This is a genomic window from Pseudomonas alloputida, assembly GCF_021283545.2.
Taxonomy (GTDB): Bacteria; Pseudomonadota; Gammaproteobacteria; order Pseudomonadales; family Pseudomonadaceae; genus Aquipseudomonas; species Aquipseudomonas alloputida.
Genome location: NZ_CP128540.1, coordinates 3,230,066 through 3,247,695 on the forward strand (window position 1 = coordinate 3,230,066; position 17,630 = coordinate 3,247,695).

The 17,630-nt window shown below is 61.8% G+C and carries 15 protein-coding genes; 7 read left to right on the forward strand and 8 right to left on the reverse strand.

Annotation, left to right across the window (positions count from 1 at the left end):
* Positions 1 to 40: 40 nt before the first annotated feature.
* From LU682_RS14735 to hisN, 3 genes are all read right to left on the reverse strand, one after another.
* Entirely contained in the window at positions 41 to 772 is a 732-nt protein-coding gene (locus LU682_RS14735) for an RHS repeat-associated core domain-containing protein (RefSeq protein ID WP_232857471.1), read from the reverse strand.
* A 176-nt stretch (positions 773 to 948) separates the two neighbouring features.
* Positions 949 to 1,680 (reverse strand): hypothetical protein, encoded by a 732-nt coding sequence (locus LU682_RS14740; RefSeq protein WP_019751653.1) that lies wholly within the window; start codon positions 1,678 to 1,680, stop codon positions 949 to 951.
* A gap of 185 nt (positions 1,681 to 1,865) precedes the next feature.
* On the reverse strand, positions 1,866 to 2,657 hold the full coding sequence (gene hisN, locus LU682_RS14745) for a histidinol-phosphatase (protein ID WP_010954045.1): 792 nt from the start codon (positions 2,655 to 2,657) through the stop codon (positions 1,866 to 1,868).
* Positions 2,658 to 2,782: 125 nt separating this feature from the next.
* Between hisN and LU682_RS14750 the strand changes: the two genes are divergently transcribed.
* Both LU682_RS14750 and LU682_RS14755 read left to right on the forward strand, forming a co-directional pair.
* Positions 2,783 to 3,673: a universal stress protein gene (locus LU682_RS14750; RefSeq protein WP_010954044.1), complete on the forward strand. Its 891-nt coding sequence runs from the start codon at positions 2,783 to 2,785 to the stop codon at positions 3,671 to 3,673.
* A gap of 254 nt (positions 3,674 to 3,927) precedes the next feature.
* On the forward strand, positions 3,928 to 6,057 hold the full coding sequence (locus LU682_RS14755; protein ID WP_232857473.1) for a TonB-dependent siderophore receptor: 2,130 nt from the start codon (positions 3,928 to 3,930) through the stop codon (positions 6,055 to 6,057).
* 31 nt (positions 6,058 to 6,088) lie between these two features.
* On the opposite strand, the gene LU682_RS14760 is transcribed toward LU682_RS14755, so the two are convergent.
* From LU682_RS14760 to ptrR, 3 genes are all read right to left on the reverse strand, one after another.
* The gene (locus tag LU682_RS14760) at positions 6,089 to 6,610 is read right to left on the reverse strand and encodes an acyloxyacyl hydrolase (RefSeq protein WP_020193020.1); all 522 of its coding nucleotides are present in this window, start codon (positions 6,608 to 6,610) and stop codon (positions 6,089 to 6,091) included.
* 253 nt (positions 6,611 to 6,863) lie between these two features.
* On the reverse strand, positions 6,864 to 7,307 hold the full coding sequence (locus LU682_RS14765; protein WP_010954041.1) for a hypothetical protein: 444 nt from the start codon (positions 7,305 to 7,307) through the stop codon (positions 6,864 to 6,866).
* A 126-nt stretch (positions 7,308 to 7,433) separates the two neighbouring features.
* Positions 7,434 to 8,300 (reverse strand): putrescine utilization regulator PtrR, encoded by an 867-nt coding sequence (ptrR, locus tag LU682_RS14770; protein ID WP_060489576.1) that lies wholly within the window; start codon positions 8,298 to 8,300, stop codon positions 7,434 to 7,436.
* Positions 8,301 to 8,407: 107 nt separating this feature from the next.
* Here ptrR and LU682_RS14775 point away from each other — a divergent pair, with 107 nt between their 5' ends.
* Positions 8,408 to 9,793, forward strand: coding sequence for an aldehyde dehydrogenase family protein (locus LU682_RS14775; protein WP_232857474.1), 1,386 nt, complete (start codon positions 8,408 to 8,410; stop codon positions 9,791 to 9,793).
* Between the two features lie 37 nt (positions 9,794 to 9,830).
* Here the strand turns inward: LU682_RS14775 and LU682_RS14780 are convergent, their stop codons facing one another.
* Entirely contained in the window at positions 9,831 to 11,741 is a 1,911-nt protein-coding gene (locus LU682_RS14780) for a DEAD/DEAH box helicase (RefSeq protein WP_049587821.1), read from the reverse strand.
* A gap of 83 nt (positions 11,742 to 11,824) precedes the next feature.
* Positions 11,825 to 12,724 carry a helix-turn-helix domain-containing protein gene (locus LU682_RS14785; protein ID WP_049587807.1) on the reverse strand — a complete coding sequence of 300 codons (900 nt, stop codon included), beginning with the start codon at positions 12,722 to 12,724 and terminating at the stop codon, positions 11,825 to 11,827.
* A gap of 183 nt (positions 12,725 to 12,907) precedes the next feature.
* Here LU682_RS14785 and LU682_RS14790 point away from each other — a divergent pair, with 183 nt between their 5' ends.
* The 4 genes from LU682_RS14790 (at position 12,908) to LU682_RS14805 (ending at position 17,562) form a co-directional block, all read left to right on the forward strand.
* Positions 12,908 to 14,266, forward strand: coding sequence for a glutamine synthetase family protein (locus LU682_RS14790; RefSeq protein ID WP_010954037.1), 1,359 nt, complete (start codon positions 12,908 to 12,910; stop codon positions 14,264 to 14,266).
* An 80-nt stretch (positions 14,267 to 14,346) separates the two neighbouring features.
* Positions 14,347 to 15,435: a polyamine ABC transporter substrate-binding protein gene (locus LU682_RS14795; RefSeq protein WP_010954036.1), complete on the forward strand. Its 1,089-nt coding sequence runs from the start codon at positions 14,347 to 14,349 to the stop codon at positions 15,433 to 15,435.
* 13 nt (positions 15,436 to 15,448) lie between these two features.
* Positions 15,449 to 16,744, forward strand: coding sequence for an NAD(P)/FAD-dependent oxidoreductase (locus tag LU682_RS14800; protein ID WP_010954035.1), 1,296 nt, complete (start codon positions 15,449 to 15,451; stop codon positions 16,742 to 16,744).
* A 140-nt stretch (positions 16,745 to 16,884) separates the two neighbouring features.
* Entirely contained in the window at positions 16,885 to 17,562 is a 678-nt protein-coding gene (locus tag LU682_RS14805) for a DUF3313 domain-containing protein (RefSeq protein ID WP_049587809.1), read from the forward strand.
* The last annotated feature ends 68 nt before the right edge of the window (positions 17,563 to 17,630 follow it).

Below are 17,630 nucleotides of genomic sequence, written 5' to 3' on the forward strand. Positions count from 1 at the left end.
GATTGATGCGAAACCTGTCGCCGCAAATTTCCGAAAATTACTATCCACCAAACATTTCACGTTCAGCCCTAATCCAAGCAGTAACTTTCATCAACTCAGGAATTCTAGCGCTGCCAGAGGCAATATTACTAGCATAAGCAGCAAACAAATAATCATCTACACCACCCCCGTCGACAGGAGGGGCGACAACACGCTTGATAAAATCAAGCACTTCCAGATCCTCCGGTAATATATTTCTGCTAGATGAAGGCGACCCCCTCAAGCGAGCAAGCACAGTCAACTTCGAATTACGTTCTACAAAAGGCCTTAACTCAGGGCTGGACTGAATTATATCCTGCGGCGGTATCTTTTTATCCCTCATTATTAAATATTTGTTGTTTAATGCACGATCCTCCAGTTTGAACGTGATCTTTTGCTGCTCTGGTTTCTTGACGGGAACATTACTGGATGAGCCAGATGAGGGTTTCGACGGGGCTGTCTGTGATGATTTTCTTACTAGCTTCGGCGACTCTGGGGCCTGCCCTGTAGGGTCTGAGTAATTTACAGGATCTCCGGCGCAGTAAGAATAGCTGTTGATACCACCTTTCAAAAACGGGCTCAAGGCATCGGGCGATGCGAAGCGCATCAAAGCTGGCAGATACAATCGTTTACCTACCCCTAAATGATACCCGTTAACGAGATCGTCTAAATGATCACCATTGTACTTCAACACGGAGCAATGGCCATCACCCCAAATAGCGCCGTAGGGCGTGTACGCTTGCGAACGTTTCACGATTAATGACCTTAGAGAACACCATTTCCCTTGAATTCTAGGCTGTCATACACTCGCTGCAACTGGCAAAAATGCCAGTTGCAGCCCGACGAAACGTTGATTCGCTCATGAACACTCATCAACTCAATCCTCATTCATGTATGGGCATTTCGCAAAGGGCGTGCGGCAGAGGCCTCTTACTGCACCGGCAGGAAGTTCATCAGCAACAGGCTCTGCGCGTAATTCAAGCCTATGCGCCGATAACGTTCATCCAGCAACTCGGCCAACAAGTCCAGCCGCGCGACGATCTTGCCGAACTCAACGGCAAAACTCAGGTTGCTGCCCTCCTCCGAGATTTCGTTCGAGAACAGCAGCAACACCCCATTGGCATCTTGCCGCTGGCTGAGCATCCATGTTGCCTTCTCGATATTGCGCGCGGCGTTGTTGACGAACAGGGGGTCGATGGTATCGGTCATGTAGAACTCGGTACGCCCGCCATGCGCGGTGATCAGCATGCTGCCGATGGCGTAGATGAAGGCGCCGACCCGATCCCCGCGAAACTCCGGGCTAAGGGCGTAGCTCAATGCCGCCAGGTCACGGCGGTTGCCCAGTTGCGGCAGCGGCCGGCGCTGTTCGATGGCGATGCGGATCTGTCGCTCGGCAGTGGCGGCGTCAAGGTAGCCAGACATCTTCCACTGGCTGGGGTTGCGCAGGTACAGCTTGTTCATCAGCAGGTACAGGCTTTGCAGGTTGTCGCGCATCGACAGCGTGGCCAGGCGGTCGACGCTGGTCTGGAACAGCTCGCTGGGTTTGCCGTTGCCGAGCTGGTTGACCATGTCACGGCCCTGCTGCTGCGTACAGGCGCACAGGCATGCCAGGGCACCTGTCAGTAGCAGGCGGGGGAGGAAATTCGCGTAGCTTGCAACCATCGGCACCGGGTCGATATTGGGCGGCTGCGCCGGGAGTCAGCGCGGCCTGGCCAAGCATAGAGCCCGAAAATGGGAAAAAGTGCGGTGGCTGGAGAGAATGCAAACCTGTGGCGGCCTCTTCGCGGGTAACCCGCTCCCACAAGAAGGGACTCGCCCGCGAAGAGGCCAGGAGCGAAGAACCCGGATCACATGGCGTGGCGCAACATCTCCAGCACCTGCGCATGCAGCACAGGGTCACCACAGGCCACCACACACCCGCCATCCTGCGCCGAACTGCCATCCCACGCCGTGATCACGCCACCCGCCCCTTCGATGATCGGCATCAGCGCCTGTACGTCATACGGCTGAAGGCTCGCTTCGACGATCACGTCGACAAAGCCCGAGGCCAGCATGCAGTAGGCATAGCAATCACCGCCATAACGCATCAACCGCGCCTTGCCGGCGACCGCTTCGAATGCCGCCTTGCGCTCGGCGGTGTCGAACATGTCCGGCGTGGTGCACATCAGTGTGGCGGCAGACAGGTCGGCGCAGGCACGCGTCTTCAGGGGCGTGCCACTGCGCCAGGCGCCTGCCGGGGTACCCACGAAACGTTCGCCGGTGAACGGCTGGTTCATCACCCCCAGCACGGGGCGGGCACCGTCATTCAGGGCAATCAAGGTGCCCCACAATGGCAAGCCGGTAATGAAGGCGCGGGTGCCATCGATCGGGTCCAGCACCCAGGTCAACGGGCTGCTGCCCACTGCAATGCCGGCTTCTTCGCCAAGAATGCCGTGCTCGGGGTAACGCGCCTGGATCAACTCACGCATGGCGTCTTCAGCGGCCTTGTCGGCCACGGTCACCGGGTCGTACAGACGCCCGCCCTTGTCCTCGACATCCAGGCTGGCGCGGAAGTATGGCGCGATCGCTGCAGCGGCAGCATCGGCCAATTGCTCGGCAAAGGCGCGATACTCAACGATCTGTTCAGCACTCAGGGACATGGGACGGGCCTCGTGACAATGATGGGGCACGCATCATACCCGACACATCGCCCCGCTGTACGCTGCGGCAGTCTAGACTGAACATGATCAGGTCACCGGGGGGCTGCCACACGTGGAGGTGTGCGATGAGCCAGTTCAAACGTCTGTTCGTCATGCTCGGCCCGCAAATGCGTCATACGCCTGCGCTGCAACGCGCGGCGGCGTTGGCAGAGTCCAGCGGTGCCCTGCTGGATATCAATGTGTTCGTCGACGACGTCGACACCTTTGGCTTGATGAGCGATGGTCGTGAGCGTGAACGGCTGCTCAGCGACAACCGCCAATGGCTGGCGGATGAGGCCGAACAGCTGAGCGATGCCGGTGTGGACGTATCCACCGAGCTGTTGTTGACCCGCGACCCGCTGGGCAGCGTACTGGAACGGGTCGAACGGCTGGGCTGCGATCTGTTGGTCAAGGACGTACAGCACGAGCCCGTACTCAAACGCCTGCTGGTCACGCCGCTGGACTGGCAGTTGCTCAAGGACAGCCCGGTCGCCGTGCATCTGGTCAGCGACATTCGCCTGCCCCTGCCACGGCAGATCGCCGCCACGGTGGACCTGAACAGCCATGGCGCTGGCGAGCACCTGGACGAGCAGGTCATCCACTGCGCCCATGACCTGGCCCTGCAGTGCAACGCCGAACTGCACCTGCTGCATGTGTGCGACGCGGCCAAGACCCACATCGCCGACTTCGGCGCCGGTACGGTCACCATGCCCGGCTTCGACAGCAGTGTGCGAACCGCGCAGCGGGCTGCGTTCAACCGCCTGGGCGACCATCACCAGATCCCGCTGGAGCGCCGGCACTTCCTCGAAGGGGCCGCGATCAGGGCCATTGCCCAGTTCGTCGGCCACAACCGGGTGGACGTGATCGTCATGGGCAGCCACCGGCATGACGCCATGCAGACATTCCTCGGCGGGACAACGGCGCATGTGCTGGAACACCCGCTGTGCAATGTGTTGGCGATCAAGGCTGTTCGCTGAGCTTCAGCAGGCTGCCCAGGGGCCAGGCAGGAATAACCTTGTACTGCGAAGAGGCACTTCCAGCCACAGAGCAGTTTCTAACCTGTCGGCCCCTTCGCAGTGCCTGCAGGCACTGTTGTCACTGACGCTTCATCTTTCTTGGTTTCTGGTGCACCAGTGCCACTCAAAATTAATGCATTTGATAATGATTCGTAGTATGTTCGCGGCATTTCCCGACCCAGCCCTTAGCGCCCTATTCAAGGACCGTACCGTCGATGCGCCGCACGTTCGTTTCGCTTTGTGTGCTTCATGCTGTCTCCCCGCTGGCCTTTGCCGAGCCTGAAACGCTCAGCGACCCTAACCAGATCGAACTCCAGGCCCTGAGCATCACCAGTACTGCCGACAGCGAACGCGCCGACGGCCCGGTCGAAGGCTACAAGGCCACCCGCTCGGCCAGTGCCACCCGCACCGACACGGCGCTGCACGAAACCCCGCAATCGGTCAGCGTGGTGCCCAACGATGTGCTGGTAGACACGGGCGCCACGCGCCTGCAGGAAGGCCTGGACTACGCCGGTGGTGTCGGCCGCGCCAACAACTTCGGTGGCCAGGGCCTGACAACCTTCACTGTGCGTGGCTTCACGACCGGCGAGTTCTATCGCAACGGCTTTCCGATCAACCGCGGCTACCCCAACGCCCCGGATGCCAACACCGTCGAACGACTGGAGGTCATCCGTGGCCCGGCCAGCAGCCTGTACGGCCGTGGCGACCCCGGCGGTACGTTCAACGTGGTCAGCAAGCAGCCGTTGCCGGAGTCCAAGGTCACCCTTGGCAGCCAGTTCGACGACCAGGGCATGCACCGTGCCACCCTCGATGCCACCGGGCCGCTGAGCCAGGACGGCTCGCTGGCCTACCGCCTGAACGTACTGGGTGAAGGCGGCGACAGCTTCCGCGACGATGTCGAAAGCGAACGCTACGATGTCGCCCCTGTTATCAGCTGGCAGGTCAACGACGCCACGAAGATCACCTTCGAAGGCGACTTCATGCGCAACAACCACCCCCTCGATCGCGGCCTGACCCGCTACCCCACCCAGACTGGCAGCGCCTCGCGCGATACCTACATCTGGGAGAAAGGCAGCGACAACCTGCTGCACAACGACAACAACATGGTCCAGGTGCGCTTCGAGCACCTGCTCAACGACAACTGGACGCTGGGCGGTGGATTCCAGTACCTCGATGGCTCGCTCAAGGGTAATGCGGTCGAGGGGAGCAATTTACTGGCAGACGGCCGCACCCTGCAGCGGAACTTCAACTACCGCAAGCTGGAATGGACCGACCGTGACTGGCAATTGAACCTGACCGGGCATTTCGATACCGGTACGCTCAGCCACACCCTGCTGACAGGCATCGAGTACGAGAACTATCACTACAGCTCCATCATCCGACGTTCCAGCGCGTCCTACCCGATCGACATCTACGACCCGGTACTCGGCCAACCGAGACCGGCGCTGGCTGCGGTCCCAACGACCTGGGACAGTGAGAACCTGCAGACCTGGGCCTTCTTCATCCAGGATCAGGTGGCGCTGACCGAGCGTCTGAAGGCGTTGGCTGGTGTACGCTTCGAGCGCTTCGAGCACGATTACGACGATAAGCGACCTGCCAATCGGGACTTCAGCAAGGGCGAAAACGGCGTCACGCCACGCTTTGGCCTGATCTACGACCTGACTGACACCGTGGCGGTCTATGCCAATACTGCGCGCTCGTTCAAGCCCAACACAGGCACGCCTGCCAGCGGCGGTGGCTTCGACCCGGAAAAGGGCAAGTCGTACGAGCTGGGTGTGAAATGGGAAGCGTTGGACCGGCAGCTGAGCGTCGACGCAGCGATCTATCAGATCACCAAGGAAAACGTCCTGACTCGCGACCCGAACGACTCGACCAATACCTACAGCATTGCCGCCGGCGAAGTGCGCAGCCGTGGCCTGGACATCAACGTCGCCGGCAACCTCACCCCCGAATGGCGCATGATCGGTGGCTATGCCTACGTCGACGCCGAAGTCACCAAGGACACCACCCTGCCCAAGGGAACGCACCTGGCCAATATCCCGCGCAACACCTTCAGCCTGCTGAACACCTACGAGTTCCAGGATGGCCTGGCCAAAGGCCTTGGCCTGGGCGTAGGCGTTAAGTATGTAGACGACCGTGCCGGGCAGACATCGACGGCCACCTACACGATGGAGCGCTACAGCGTGGTCGACCTGTTGAGCTTCTACAAGGTCAACGAACACGTGCGGTTGAATCTGGACGTGAAAAACGTGTTCAACAAGGGGTATGACGAGGGCGCGTTCAACAGCTATGTATACCCCGGCGCACCGCGCACGGTGCAGGCCGGCGTTTCCTATACCTTCTGAATTGCCGGGGCCGCGCAGTGGCCCCGTAATGTCAGAACGCTGTGCTGTAGAACAGCGAGTACGACTCTATGCCGTCGTTTGGCTGCTTTATCCCGGCGTTGGAGTAGTGCATGGCACGGATGCCTACCTTCTGTTCTCCCGGCAACTTCAGGCCAAAGCCGATACGGTCTTCAAAGTTGACCGCCGACCCCAGTCGCTGGTCGCCCACGTCGGTCTTTGAAAACGCTGCCAGGCCAATACCTGCCTCGATGTAAGGCGTGTAGGTAAAGCCGCTGAACTCATACGTGAACACCGGGCTGAACGACAGCGAATGCGCACCACTGGCATCGCCACCTTCCCAATAGGTGTAGGCCGCATCCCAGTAACCGCTCACATGGCCGGTGCTGCTTTCCAGCCATTTCTTGTCCCAGTCGAACGACATGCCGATACGGTAAGTCATGTCACCTTGGCCGGTGGCACCCACGGCACCTGATATCTGCGCAGCCTGGACCAGATCGGCCCCGGCAAAGGCCAGCACTGCTACGGCCAGCGAAGCTGCTAGACGGGTTTTCATCAACGACTCTCCTGATGGTCTACACGGCAAGCGGGGGCTTGGGCCCCTCGATGTTTTGCGCTGACCGGTGCATCCAGACCGGTCATACGAAGTAATACTTTTCTGATTATTGTCCAGATAATCAGAAAGTTGGAAGTGTATTGCCACTATTGGCTAAATCACTTGGTAAAGATGTGCCTGCCGGGCACAGGAATTCGCGAGGCGTGACCTGACCCCAGGCAGGAGCACAGGCGTACTCCTGCCCGACTTTTCATCAACGCCAGTTAAGGTTAACGGTCGTGGGCGCCTTGCCCGTGACGGTCGCCCACTGCTGCACTGCCTGGCCTTGGGCATTGCCAATGACCTTGTATTTGCCGGGAGGCAATTGCACATACAGCAGCGGCCCGGCATCGCTGACACTGAGTACGGGCTGGCCCTGGGCATTCTGGATATCGACGGTAGCCCCGCTCTGGAACTTGCCTTCCGGGCCGGTCGAAAGCTCTACGTGCAGGTCATAACCCGTGGTCTTGCGCAGGGCATTGGCCTCGTCCTGGCCGATACCGCCCTGCAGGTAGCGCACGCCATTCTGCTCCTGCGGTTGCAACTGCACGGCCTGCATGTCGATGGGGGCATTGAGGTCGGCAGCGGCGGCCAGGGTCCATGGCAGGGCCAGGGTGATCAGCAAGGCAGCGCCGAGCGCATAGTGATGGTTACGCATGGTACGACCCTCCTTTCGAGGATGGCTTACCTATTATCTGATCCTCCCAGCGAAAGGGTGTTCGTGCTGATGCCTGGTCATGGCGGTGAAATTCACTTCAGATAATCAGGTTATCGAGTGAAAACATCAGCTTGCGCGGCCTTCTTCAAGCAACTTCACGAACATGCTCAAACTGCGCGAGACCGTACCTCGTCGCCATACCAGCCAGGTTTTCAGATAGCGGAAGTCCTCCGACATTGGCCAGGCGCTGACGGTGCTGCACCCGGGCATATTGTCGAGCATGCTGCGCGGCAGCATGGCCAGGCCGGCACCCGCACTGACGCAGGCCAACATGCCGTGGTACGACTCCATTTCGTAAATCTTGCCCGGTACCGCCTGGTCCTGCACGAACCAGTTTTCGAAGTGATGGCGGTATGAACAGTTGGCGCGGAAGGCGTAGATGCTTTCACCGTTCACGTCCTGCGCGCGGGTCACCGGTGTATGGTTGAGCGGCGCAATGACCATCATCTCTTCCTCGAACACCGGTATGCCCTCCAGCGTCGGGTGCAGCACCGGGCCGTCGACGAACGCGGCCACCAGGCGGCCAGACAACACGCCTTCGAGCATGGTCCCGGAGGGCCCGGTGGACAGGTCAAGGTCAACCTTGGGGTAGCGCTGGTTGTAGGCGGCCAGCAGCGCCGGGATGCGCACCGCCGCCGTGCTTTCCAGCGATCCGAGGGCAAAGGTGCCCTGCGGGTCTTCACCCGCCACGGTCAGCCGCGCCTCATGGACCAGGTCGAGGATGCGCCGGGTGTATTCGAGGAAGTTCCAACCCGCAGGCGACAGGCGCAGGCGGCTCTTCTCGCGAATGAACAGCTCTACACCCAGGTCCTCCTCCAGTTGCTTGATGCGCGTGGTCAGGTTCGACGGCACCCGATGGATGTGCTGCGCGGCGGCGCTGATGCTGCCCTGCTCTGCCACAGCCTTGAAGATCTCCAGTTGCACCAGGTCCACAGCCATTCTCCAAACGTGAATGTTTCGCTCATTATTATTCAGTTTTCATTAAAGCCATAGCCCACTAGTCTGGCCTCACTGATTAACAACATCGAGAGTGTCCCGCCATGAGCGCGATCAGCAGCCTGACCCACGCCATCTCCCTCGACCCGTACAGCGGCGAGCAGATCGGCACCTACCCGTTCGACACCGACGCCGCACTGGAAGCGGCGCTGCAACGCGCCAAGGTTGGCTACCGCCAGTGGCGCCAGGTGTCGCTGGGTCAGCGCAGCGAGTACCTGCTGGCCCTGGCCGACACCCTCGAAGCCAAGGATGAAGCTTTCGCGCACATGATCAGCCGCGAAATTGGCAAGCCGATCGCCCAGGCTCGCGGTGAAGTCAGCAAGTGTGTAGGCCTTTGCCGCTGGTACGCCGAGCACGGCCCGGCCATGCTCGCCGCCGAGCCGACCCAGGTCGAAAAAGCCCGTATCGAATACCGCCCGCTGGGCCCGATCCTGGCCGTGATGCCGTGGAACTTCCCGGTCTGGCAGGTGCTGCGCGGCGCCGTGCCGACGATTCTGGCGGGTAACACCTACGTGCTCAAGCACGCACCGAACGTAATGGGCAGCGCCTACCTGATGGCTGAGCTGTTCAAGGATGCCGGCCTGCCGGAAGGCGTGTTCGAAGTGCTGAACGTGACCCCGGATGGCGTCACCCGCGCCATCAACGATCCGCGCATCGCCGCCGTGACCCTGACCGGCAGCGTGCGTGCCGGCATGGCGATTGGTGCACAGGCCGGCGCCGCGCTGAAGAAGTGCGTGTTGGAGCTGGGAGGCTCCGATCCCTTCATCGTGCTGGCCGATGCCGACCTGGATGCCGCCGTCCAGGCCGCGGTGATAGGCCGCTACCAGAACACCGGCCAGGTGTGCGCCGCCGCCAAGCGCCTGATCGTGGAAGCCAGCATCGTCGACGCGTTCACCCACAAGTTCGTTGAAGCCACTCGCCAGTTGAAAGTCGGCAACCCGCTGGAGGACGACACCTATATCGGCCCGATGGCCCGCTATGACCTGCGCGACGAGTTGGATGGCCAGGTTCAGGCGACGCTGGCCGAAGGCGCCACGTTGCTGCTGGGCGGCAACAAGGTCGAAGGCGTGGCCAACTTCTACGCGCCGACCGTGTTCGCCAATGTCACCCCGGACATGACCGCGTTCAAGCAGGAGCTGTTCGGCCCGGTAGCGGCGATCATCACTGCACGCGATGCCGACCATGCCGTGGAACTGGCCAACGACAGCGAGTTTGGCCTGGCCTCGACCATCTACACAGCCGACTATGCGCTGGCCGAACGCATGACCGCCGCACTGGATACCGGTGGCGTGTTCATCAACGGCTACTGCGCTTCGGACCCCCGCGTGGCGTTTGGTGGCGTGAAGAAGAGTGGTTTCGGCCGTGAGCTGTCGCACTTTGGTGTGCGCGAGTTCACCAATGCCCAGACCGTGTGGCTGGACCGTAACTGATTCATGACCCTGGGGCTGCTTTGCGGCCCCAGCTGCTTCAATCCCGAACCTGGTCCTTGACCCAGTCCAGCATCCCCCCCGGCACGATCAATTCATGCCGCGCCCGCGAACAGGCGGTATACAACCCCGCCAGCATACGCGCCCGTTCATTGCGGTTACCCGCCACCTGTGGCGCCACCATCAGCTCCGGCGACACCATCACCCGGGCAAACTCCATGTTCTTCACATCCCGTACTCGCCCCAGGAACAGCTTCGGCGCCTTGTCCCAGCGGTAACGGCTCTTGGCTTTGGCAAAGTGCTCCGGCGTGTAGCCTTTGCGCAGCATGTTGGCCACGGCGACGAACGCTTTGTCATCGCCCTTGTCCTGTTCCAGCGCCTGCCAGCTGGCATAGCGGAACAGCATCGGGTGGCGCGGCCGGGTGCCGTAGCGGTACAGCTCGATGCAGTCCTCGACGAACAGTTCAAAGTCCTTGCGAGCGCTTTTCAGCAACAAGAACGGCACCCCCTGATGCGTGAGGCGCTGGAACCAGCCAAACAGGCCCCATTCATCATCGACGATAAGCGCCGTGGGCTGTTCCGGCACCATCACCGTATCGAAGAAGCTGACCCGGGTGTAGTGCTCGGCGCTGCCACTGAAGGCCGCCTGGATCGTGGCCGGGTGCGCCTGGATCAACGGGTTGAGCACATTGTCCATTGCCGGCCCGGCGCGCAGTGAATGGTCGATGCAGCGTTGCCGGATGAAGCTGCCATGGTGCGGGCTGAGGCCGTTGAGGTTTTGCAGTTCGTCACCCAGGGTAATGATCGACTGCGGACTGCGATCGAGTACCGCCAGCATCGGTGCCGACAGCTCGTGGGCTTCGTCGACGATGACATGAGTGTAACGGCTGTCGATCACATGCTCGGTCAGCGACAGCAGCTTGACCCGGTGGTAGTCACGCACCGGCAGCTGAATGTCCCGCGCCGACGGGCGAATCAGCTCTTGCCAGTACAGGCGTGCCTTTTCCAGCAGCACCTCCTGATCCAGCGGCGAGGTGCCAGGCCCGGCCCAGGGCAAGTGGTGCAGCTGAAGCTGGGTATCGGCACTGTGGCAGAACGTGCGCACGGCGCGGATACACAAGGCAACCACATCACGCGCTGCGAGCGGGCCGATATCTGGGATGGACAGCCAGCGCACCACTTGCGCTTCCTGGGGGCGCCAGGACAGCTTGGTGCGGTACGGATCGCGCAATCGCCAGCCGTTGCTGGTGAGGTCACGGTTGAGCAGCTCGTCAGCCAGTTGGCCGAAGGTCAGCGCGGTATAGGCGGCAGCGTCCTTGACCCGCGCCTGCAGCGCGCGCAACTGGCCTTCAGTCAAGGCCAGCAGCAAGGTGCGCTGTGGCTCCAGCAGCCGGGCGAACTGGTGAATCAGGAAGGTCTTGCCGGTGCCGGCGAAACCTTGCACAGCCACAGACTCGTCGATGCCACTGAGGAATTCGCGCAGCAGGCGGTTCTGCTGGTCGCTGAGCATCAAGTCACTGGCCAGCGACGGCAGGTACACCGGGTGCAGCGGCGTGGCCCGTTGGCGGTAGCGGTCGGCGAACTGGAAGTTCCACTGGCCTTCGTCATCCAGCCATTCGTCCGCCTGGTACTGCACTTCGGCCGACAGCAGTGCAATGCCGTTTTCGCCCAGCATGCCCAGGCCCATGGCGAACGCTTCGCGATCGAATTGCTGTGCTACCTGGGCCTGGAAGCGCCCGGGGGCGACACCTTCGACTTCGTTGGCGATGCGCACGATTTCGGCGAAACGACGCTCCTGCGCGTCGGCCGAGGCGGTGGCAGGCTGGCGTGGCAGGTTTTGCACGAACAGAACGGTAGCGGCATCGACAACACTGGCGGTGGTGAAGAACTCGGTAACGGCCGCGCTGGCGAGGCGGTCGGCCTGGTCGCTGGGCAAAGGCAGGTAGAACATCGGCACCTCGGGTGAAATCAGGGCGGCACGATAGCAACTTTTGGCGTGGAATGCTGGGTTCAGTGTTGCCTGGGCTGGCCGCCTCAAACCCTGCAGCGCTTCAATGTTTCACTGGGAAACTCCTTGAACAACTGCCGGTAACTCTCTGAAAACCTTCCTAAATGCCAGAACGACCAGCGCATCGCCACCTCAGCCACGGTCACGCCGCCACCGCGCAACAGATCACGCCGCGCACCGTTGAGCCGGCGCAGGCGCAGCCAGTGCGCCGGCGGCATGCCGGTAAACGCCTTGAACGCCTGCTGCAACTGGCGCAGGGAAACCCCAGCCACGTCTGCCAGCTCAAGCAGGTTCAGCGTCTCTTCCGGGCAGTCGGCCGCCCATTCGCTGACCCGGTGCATGATCGCCCTTTCCTCGTCCCGCCGCCCCAGGGCCACGCCCTGCAAACGCTGGCTGGCGTTGTCGAGAATGAACAGGCAGTCCTCCAGCAGCTGCTCAGCCAGGGCCTGCCCTTGCAACGGGCAACCCTCCTCGCCCAACCGGGTCAAGGTGGCGCTGAGCCAGCTGCCGAACAGCGCATTCTGGCCGCTGCCCAGTGGCACCATGAACAACCCTTCCAGGCGCTGCGGGTCCAGGCCATGGCGGGCCAGAAAGGCCTGGTCGAACACGACCGCCACCTCCTGGTAGTTCTCCGGCGTGATCCAGATATTGCGGCTTTGTTCGTTCAGCAGGTACAGGCTGTTCTCGCTGCGGTCGAAGCAAAACGCCAGCGAGCCGCTTGGCGCGCGAAAGAATTGCTCCACCCGGGTGTTCAGGCGCTCTTCGTACACCTCCACACCATCCAACCCCAGACACCGCAGCTCACCGCTGAAGTACCCGGGCGACATCTGCCGGTACTGCTGCTGCCAGCCAGGGGTGGCGCGCACTTGCTCGGTGACGTCAGTGGTGTGGAAAGCCTGGACCTTCAACGCATTGGCGGTTGTCACACATCGTCCTGTATGCACTCTTTTGGTGCATTCGATACTGAAGAAAGTGGATAGATCGCCCCGGGGGGCTGCGACCAAGATAGTCTGCAGCGCGTCACCTGGGAAGCGTAACGCCTTCGCAACTGTCCAACGGTTTTCGCAAGCGCCCACGCTCCCCCACTAAAACCCAACCAAGAGGTCTGTATGAACGCCCCCTTCGATCAGCTGTCCACCTGGCTGAAAGAACACCGGATCACCGAAGTCGAATGCGTGATCAGCGACTTGACCGGCATCGCCCGCGGCAAGATTGCGCCTACCGCCAAGTTCCTCCATGAGCGAGGCATGCGTCTGCCAGAAAGCGTGCTGCTGCAGACAGTCACCGGCGACTACGTCGACGATGACATCTATTACAACCTGCTCGACGCCGCCGACATCGACATGGTCTGCCGCCCCGATCCCACCGCCGTTTACCAGATCCCGTGGGCGATCGAGCCAACCGCGATCGTGATCCACGACACCTTCGACAAGCAAGGCAACCCTATCGAGCTTTCGCCACGCAACGTCCTGAAAAAGGTGCTCAAGCTGTACGCCGACAAGGGCTGGCAGCCGATCGTCGCGCCCGAGATGGAGTTCTACCTGACCAAGCGCTGCGAAGACCCGGATTTGCCACTGCAGGTACCACTGGGGCGTTCCGGCCGTGCTGAAAGTGGCCGCCAGTCGTTCTCGATCGACGCCGCCAACGAATTCGACCCACTGTTCGAAGACGTCTACGACTGGTGCGAGATCCAGGGCTTGGACCTGGATACGCTGATCCACGAAGACGGCCCGGCGCAGATGGAGATCAACTTCCGCCACGGCGACGCGCTGGACCTGGCCGACCAGATCACCGTGTTCAAGCGCACCATGCGCGAGGCCGCGCTCAAGCACAACGTGGCCGCCACGTTCATGGCCAAGCCGATCACCGATGAACCCGGCAGTGCCATGCACCTGCACCAGAGCGTGGTCGACATCGCCACTGGCAAACCGATCTTTGCCAACGAAGACGGCAGCATGAGCCAGCTGTTTTTGCATCACATCGGCGGCTTGCAGAAGTACATCCCCAAGCTGCTGCCGATGTTCGCGCCCAACGTCAACTCGTTCCGCCGCTTCCTGCCGGATACCTCGGCACCGGTCAACGTCGAGTGGGGCGAAGAAAACCGCACGGCCGGCCTGCGCGTGCCCACCTCCAGCCCTGAGGCGATGCGGGTGGAAAACCGCCTGCCGGGCGCCGATGCCAACCCGTACCTGGCCATCGCTGCCAGCCTGCTGTGCGGCTACCTGGGCATGGTCGAGCAGATCGACCCTAGCGCACCGGTGCAGGGCCGCGCCTATGAACGCCGCAACCTGCGCCTGCCGATCACCATCGAGGATGCGCTGCAGCACATGGAGGACTGCGAAACCGTGCAGCAGTACCTGGGCAAGCAGTTCGTCCAGGGCTACGTGGCGGTCAAGCGCGCCGAGCACGAGAACTACAAGCGCGTCATCAGCTCATGGGAGCGTGAATTCCTGATGCTGAGTGTCTGATCCACCGCGGGGGTGCTTTGCACCCCATGCACAGGCAAGCCTGCTCCGAACTCGAAGAACAAGACCAACGAGGTGTTCCCATGCGTCATCTGCAAGCCCTGATCCCCGCTGCATTCACCCTGCTGTTCGCCACCACCACCCAGGCCGCGCCCACGGTCAGTGTGTACAACTGGACCGACTACATCGGTGACACCACCCTGGCCGACTTCCAGGCCAGCAGCGGAATCAAGGTGGTCTATGACGTGTTCGACTCCAACGAAACCCTTGAAGGCAAGCTGTTGGCCGGGCGTACGGGTTATGACGTGGTGGTACCGTCCAACCACTTCCTCGCCCGCCAGGCCCAGGCCGGCGCCTTCCTGCCATTGGACCGCAGCAAGCTTCCGAACTGGCAGCACCTGGACCCCAAACTGCTCAAGCAACTTGAACAGAACGACCCCGGCAACCAGTACGCCGTGCCTTACCTGTGGGGCACCAATGGCATCGGCTACAACGTCGACAAGGTCAAGGCGGCACTGGGTGTGGACCATATCGACTCGTGGGCGGTGCTGTTCGAGCCCGAAAACCTGAAAAAGCTCAAGCAGTGCGGCGTGGCATTCATGGACTCGCCCGACGAGCTGTTCCCGGCCGTGCTCAACTACCTGGGCATGGACCCGCGCAGCGAAAAACCGGGCGACTACGCCAAGGCCGAGGCCCGCCTGCTCGAACTGCGCCCCTACATCACCTACTTCCACTCCTCCAAGTACGTCTCTGACCTGGCGAACGGTGATGTCTGCATCGCGTTCGGCTACTCCGGCGACGTGTTCCAGGCTGCCAACCGCGCCGTAGAGGCGAAAAACGGCGTGAAGGTCGCCTACAGCATTCCCAAGGAAGGCAGCAACCTGTGGTTCGACCTGCTGGCCATCCCCAAGGACGCCAACAACCCCGAGCAGGCCCTGGCGTTCATCAACTACCTGCTCGACCCCAAAGTGATTGCCAAGGTCAGCGCCACGGTCGGCTATGCCAACGCCAACCCGGACGCCAAGGCCTACATGGATGCATCGCTGGTGAACAACCCCGAGATCTACCCACCCCAGGAGGTGCTGGACAAGCTGTACATCTCCAGCACCCCGAGCCCGAAAATCATGCGCGTCATGACCCGCTCCTGGAGCAAGATCAAGTCCAACCGCTGAGTCGAGAACGCTCATGTCTTTCAATACCCAACACACCGCCTCGTACTACGCCGCCACAGCGCGCGACGCGGCACCCTACCCCAGCCTGGACAGCGAACTGACGGCCGACGTATGCGTGATCGGCGGCGGACTGACTGGGGTCAATACAGCCCTGGAGCTGGCCGAGCGCGGCCTCTCGGTGGTGCTGCTGGAAGCCCGACGCATCGGCTGGGGCGCCAGTGGGCGCAACGGCGGCCAGCTGATTCGCGGTATTGGCCATGATGTCAGCGGCTTTGCCCGGCATGTCGGCCAGGACGGTGTGCGCTACCTGAAGCAGGCCGGCATCGACTCAGTGGAACTGGTGGCCGAGCGCATCGCCCGCTACGGCATTGCCTGCGATCTGCGCTGGGGCTTCTGCGAACTGGCCAACACCGCGGCGCAGTTCGCCGCCTTCAAGGAGGAACAGGACGACCTGGCCGCCCTGGGCTATCGCCATGAAACACGCCTGGTCAGCGCCGGGCAGTTGAACGAAATCGTCGCCAGCGACCAGTACGCTGGCGGCCTGGTCGACATGGGCTCGGGCCACCTGCACCCGCTGGATCTGGTGCAGGGCGAAGCCCGCGCGGCCCACAGCCTGGGCGTGCGCATTTTCGAACAAAGCCCGGTGCTGCGCATTGAGCACGGGCCCAGGTTGACGCTGCACACGGCGCGCGGCAAGGTGCGCGCAAGCAGCCTGGTGCTGGGCTGCAACGCTCACCTGGATGAACTGGAACCGCGCCTGAGCGGCAAGGTACTGCCGGCCGGCAGCTATGTGGTGGCCACCGAACCCTTGCCCGAAGCGCTGGCCAGCAGCCTGATCCCGCAGAACATGGCGCTGTGCGACCAGAAGGTCGGCCTGGACTACTACCGCCTCACCGCAGACCGCCGCCTGCTGTTCGGCGGCGCCTGCCACTATTCTGGACGACACCCCAAGGACATCGCTGCCTATATGCGGCCCAAGGTGCTGAAAGTATTCCCGCAACTGGCCAACGTGCGCATCGACTACCAGTGGGGTGGCATGATCGGCATCACCGCCAACCGTTTCCCTCAGGTCGGGCGCCTGAACCAGCACCCTAACGTGTATTACGCCCAGGGCTATTCCGGGCACGGGCTGAACGTGACGCACTGGACGGCGAAACTGCTGGCCGAAAGCATCGCCCTCGGCCACAGCCACGGCCTGGATGTGTTCAGCGCCGTGCCGCACCTGACCTTCCCTGGCGGCAAGGCCCTGCGCTCACCCCTGCTGGCACTGGGCATGTTGTGGTACCGCTTGCGTGAGGCCCTGGGTTGAGTGGGCAGCAACGTTTGCAGCGCCCCTCAGGGCGAGCCACGCACTGTGTTCTTTTCAAAGAGGATTACCCCGTCCACTGGCCAACTGCCTCGCACCTGCTAGCGTTGTTGAGGCCGACCTCTCACGGATGCCTTTTCATCATGAAATCATTGCCTCGCATTACCCTGTTGTGCGCCGCGCTGCTTGCCGTGGCCGCCTGCTCCAGCAACCGCGTGGACCCCAAGGATTACTCCGGCTTCCTCAAAGACTACAGCCGGCTGCAAGAAGCCAAGAGCCCGTCGGGTGACCCGGTGATGCGCTGGATCGACCCCAAGGTCAATATCAACCAGTACAGCAAGGTGTTCGTCGAGCCAAGCCAGTTCTACCCCAAGCCGCAGCCAACAGCGGTTATCTCGCAGCAGACGCTGCAGGAAATCACCCGCTACTTCAACGAGGCCCTGCGCCGCGAAATGGCCAGCGTGATGCCGTTGGCCAAGGGGCCTGGCCCGGGCGTGATCGTGGTGCGCCCGGCGATCACGGCAGTGTCCACCAGTAACGAGGGCCTCAGGCCTTACGAGGTGATCCCTATCGCGCTTATCGCGGCAGGTGTGAATACCGCCATGGGTGGCCGTGACCAGGACGTGGATGTCGGTGTGGAGGCAGCGTTCCTGGACGGCTCCAGCCAGAAGGTACTGGCCCAGGTGGTCCGCAAGGGCGCGGGCCAGGAGCTGGAGAACGATACCCAGAAGCTGACCTTGAATGACGTCAAGCCGGTGCTCGATGGCTGGGCCAAGGACATGCGTGCGAGCTTCCTGGCAGCGAAGCAGAAAGGCCGCTGAGTCAGCGCTGACCCAGCAGGTCAACGCAACCTGGTGAAGGAGCGGCCCATCGAGACACAAGGCCGCTC

Excerpts from the sequence above, each read along its gene's own strand:
- LU682_RS14740 (WP_019751653.1), bottom strand. The coding sequence starts at position 1,680 with ATGGTTGCAAGCTACGCGAATTTCCTCCCCCGCCTGCTACTGACAGGT.
- hisN (WP_010954045.1), bottom strand. The coding sequence starts at position 2,657 with ATGTCCCTGAGTGCTGAACAGATCGTTGAGTATCGCGCCTTTGCCGAG.
- LU682_RS14750 (WP_010954044.1), top strand. The coding sequence starts at position 2,783 with ATGAGCCAGTTCAAACGTCTGTTCGTCATGCTCGGCCCGCAAATGCGT.
- LU682_RS14755 (WP_232857473.1), top strand. The coding sequence starts at position 3,928 with ATGCGCCGCACGTTCGTTTCGCTTTGTGTGCTTCATGCTGTCTCCCCG.
- LU682_RS14760 (WP_020193020.1), bottom strand. The coding sequence starts at position 6,610 with ATGAAAACCCGTCTAGCAGCTTCGCTGGCCGTAGCAGTGCTGGCCTTT.
- LU682_RS14765 (WP_010954041.1), bottom strand. The coding sequence starts at position 7,307 with ATGCGTAACCATCACTATGCGCTCGGCGCTGCCTTGCTGATCACCCTG.
- LU682_RS14775 (WP_232857474.1), top strand. The coding sequence starts at position 8,408 with ATGAGCGCGATCAGCAGCCTGACCCACGCCATCTCCCTCGACCCGTAC.
- LU682_RS14780 (WP_049587821.1), bottom strand. The coding sequence starts at position 11,741 with ATGTTCTACCTGCCTTTGCCCAGCGACCAGGCCGACCGCCTCGCCAGC.
- LU682_RS14790 (WP_010954037.1), top strand. The coding sequence starts at position 12,908 with ATGAACGCCCCCTTCGATCAGCTGTCCACCTGGCTGAAAGAACACCGG.
- LU682_RS14795 (WP_010954036.1), top strand. The coding sequence starts at position 14,347 with ATGCGTCATCTGCAAGCCCTGATCCCCGCTGCATTCACCCTGCTGTTC.
- LU682_RS14800 (WP_010954035.1), top strand. The coding sequence starts at position 15,449 with ATGTCTTTCAATACCCAACACACCGCCTCGTACTACGCCGCCACAGCG.
- LU682_RS14805 (WP_049587809.1), top strand. The coding sequence starts at position 16,885 with ATGAAATCATTGCCTCGCATTACCCTGTTGTGCGCCGCGCTGCTTGCC.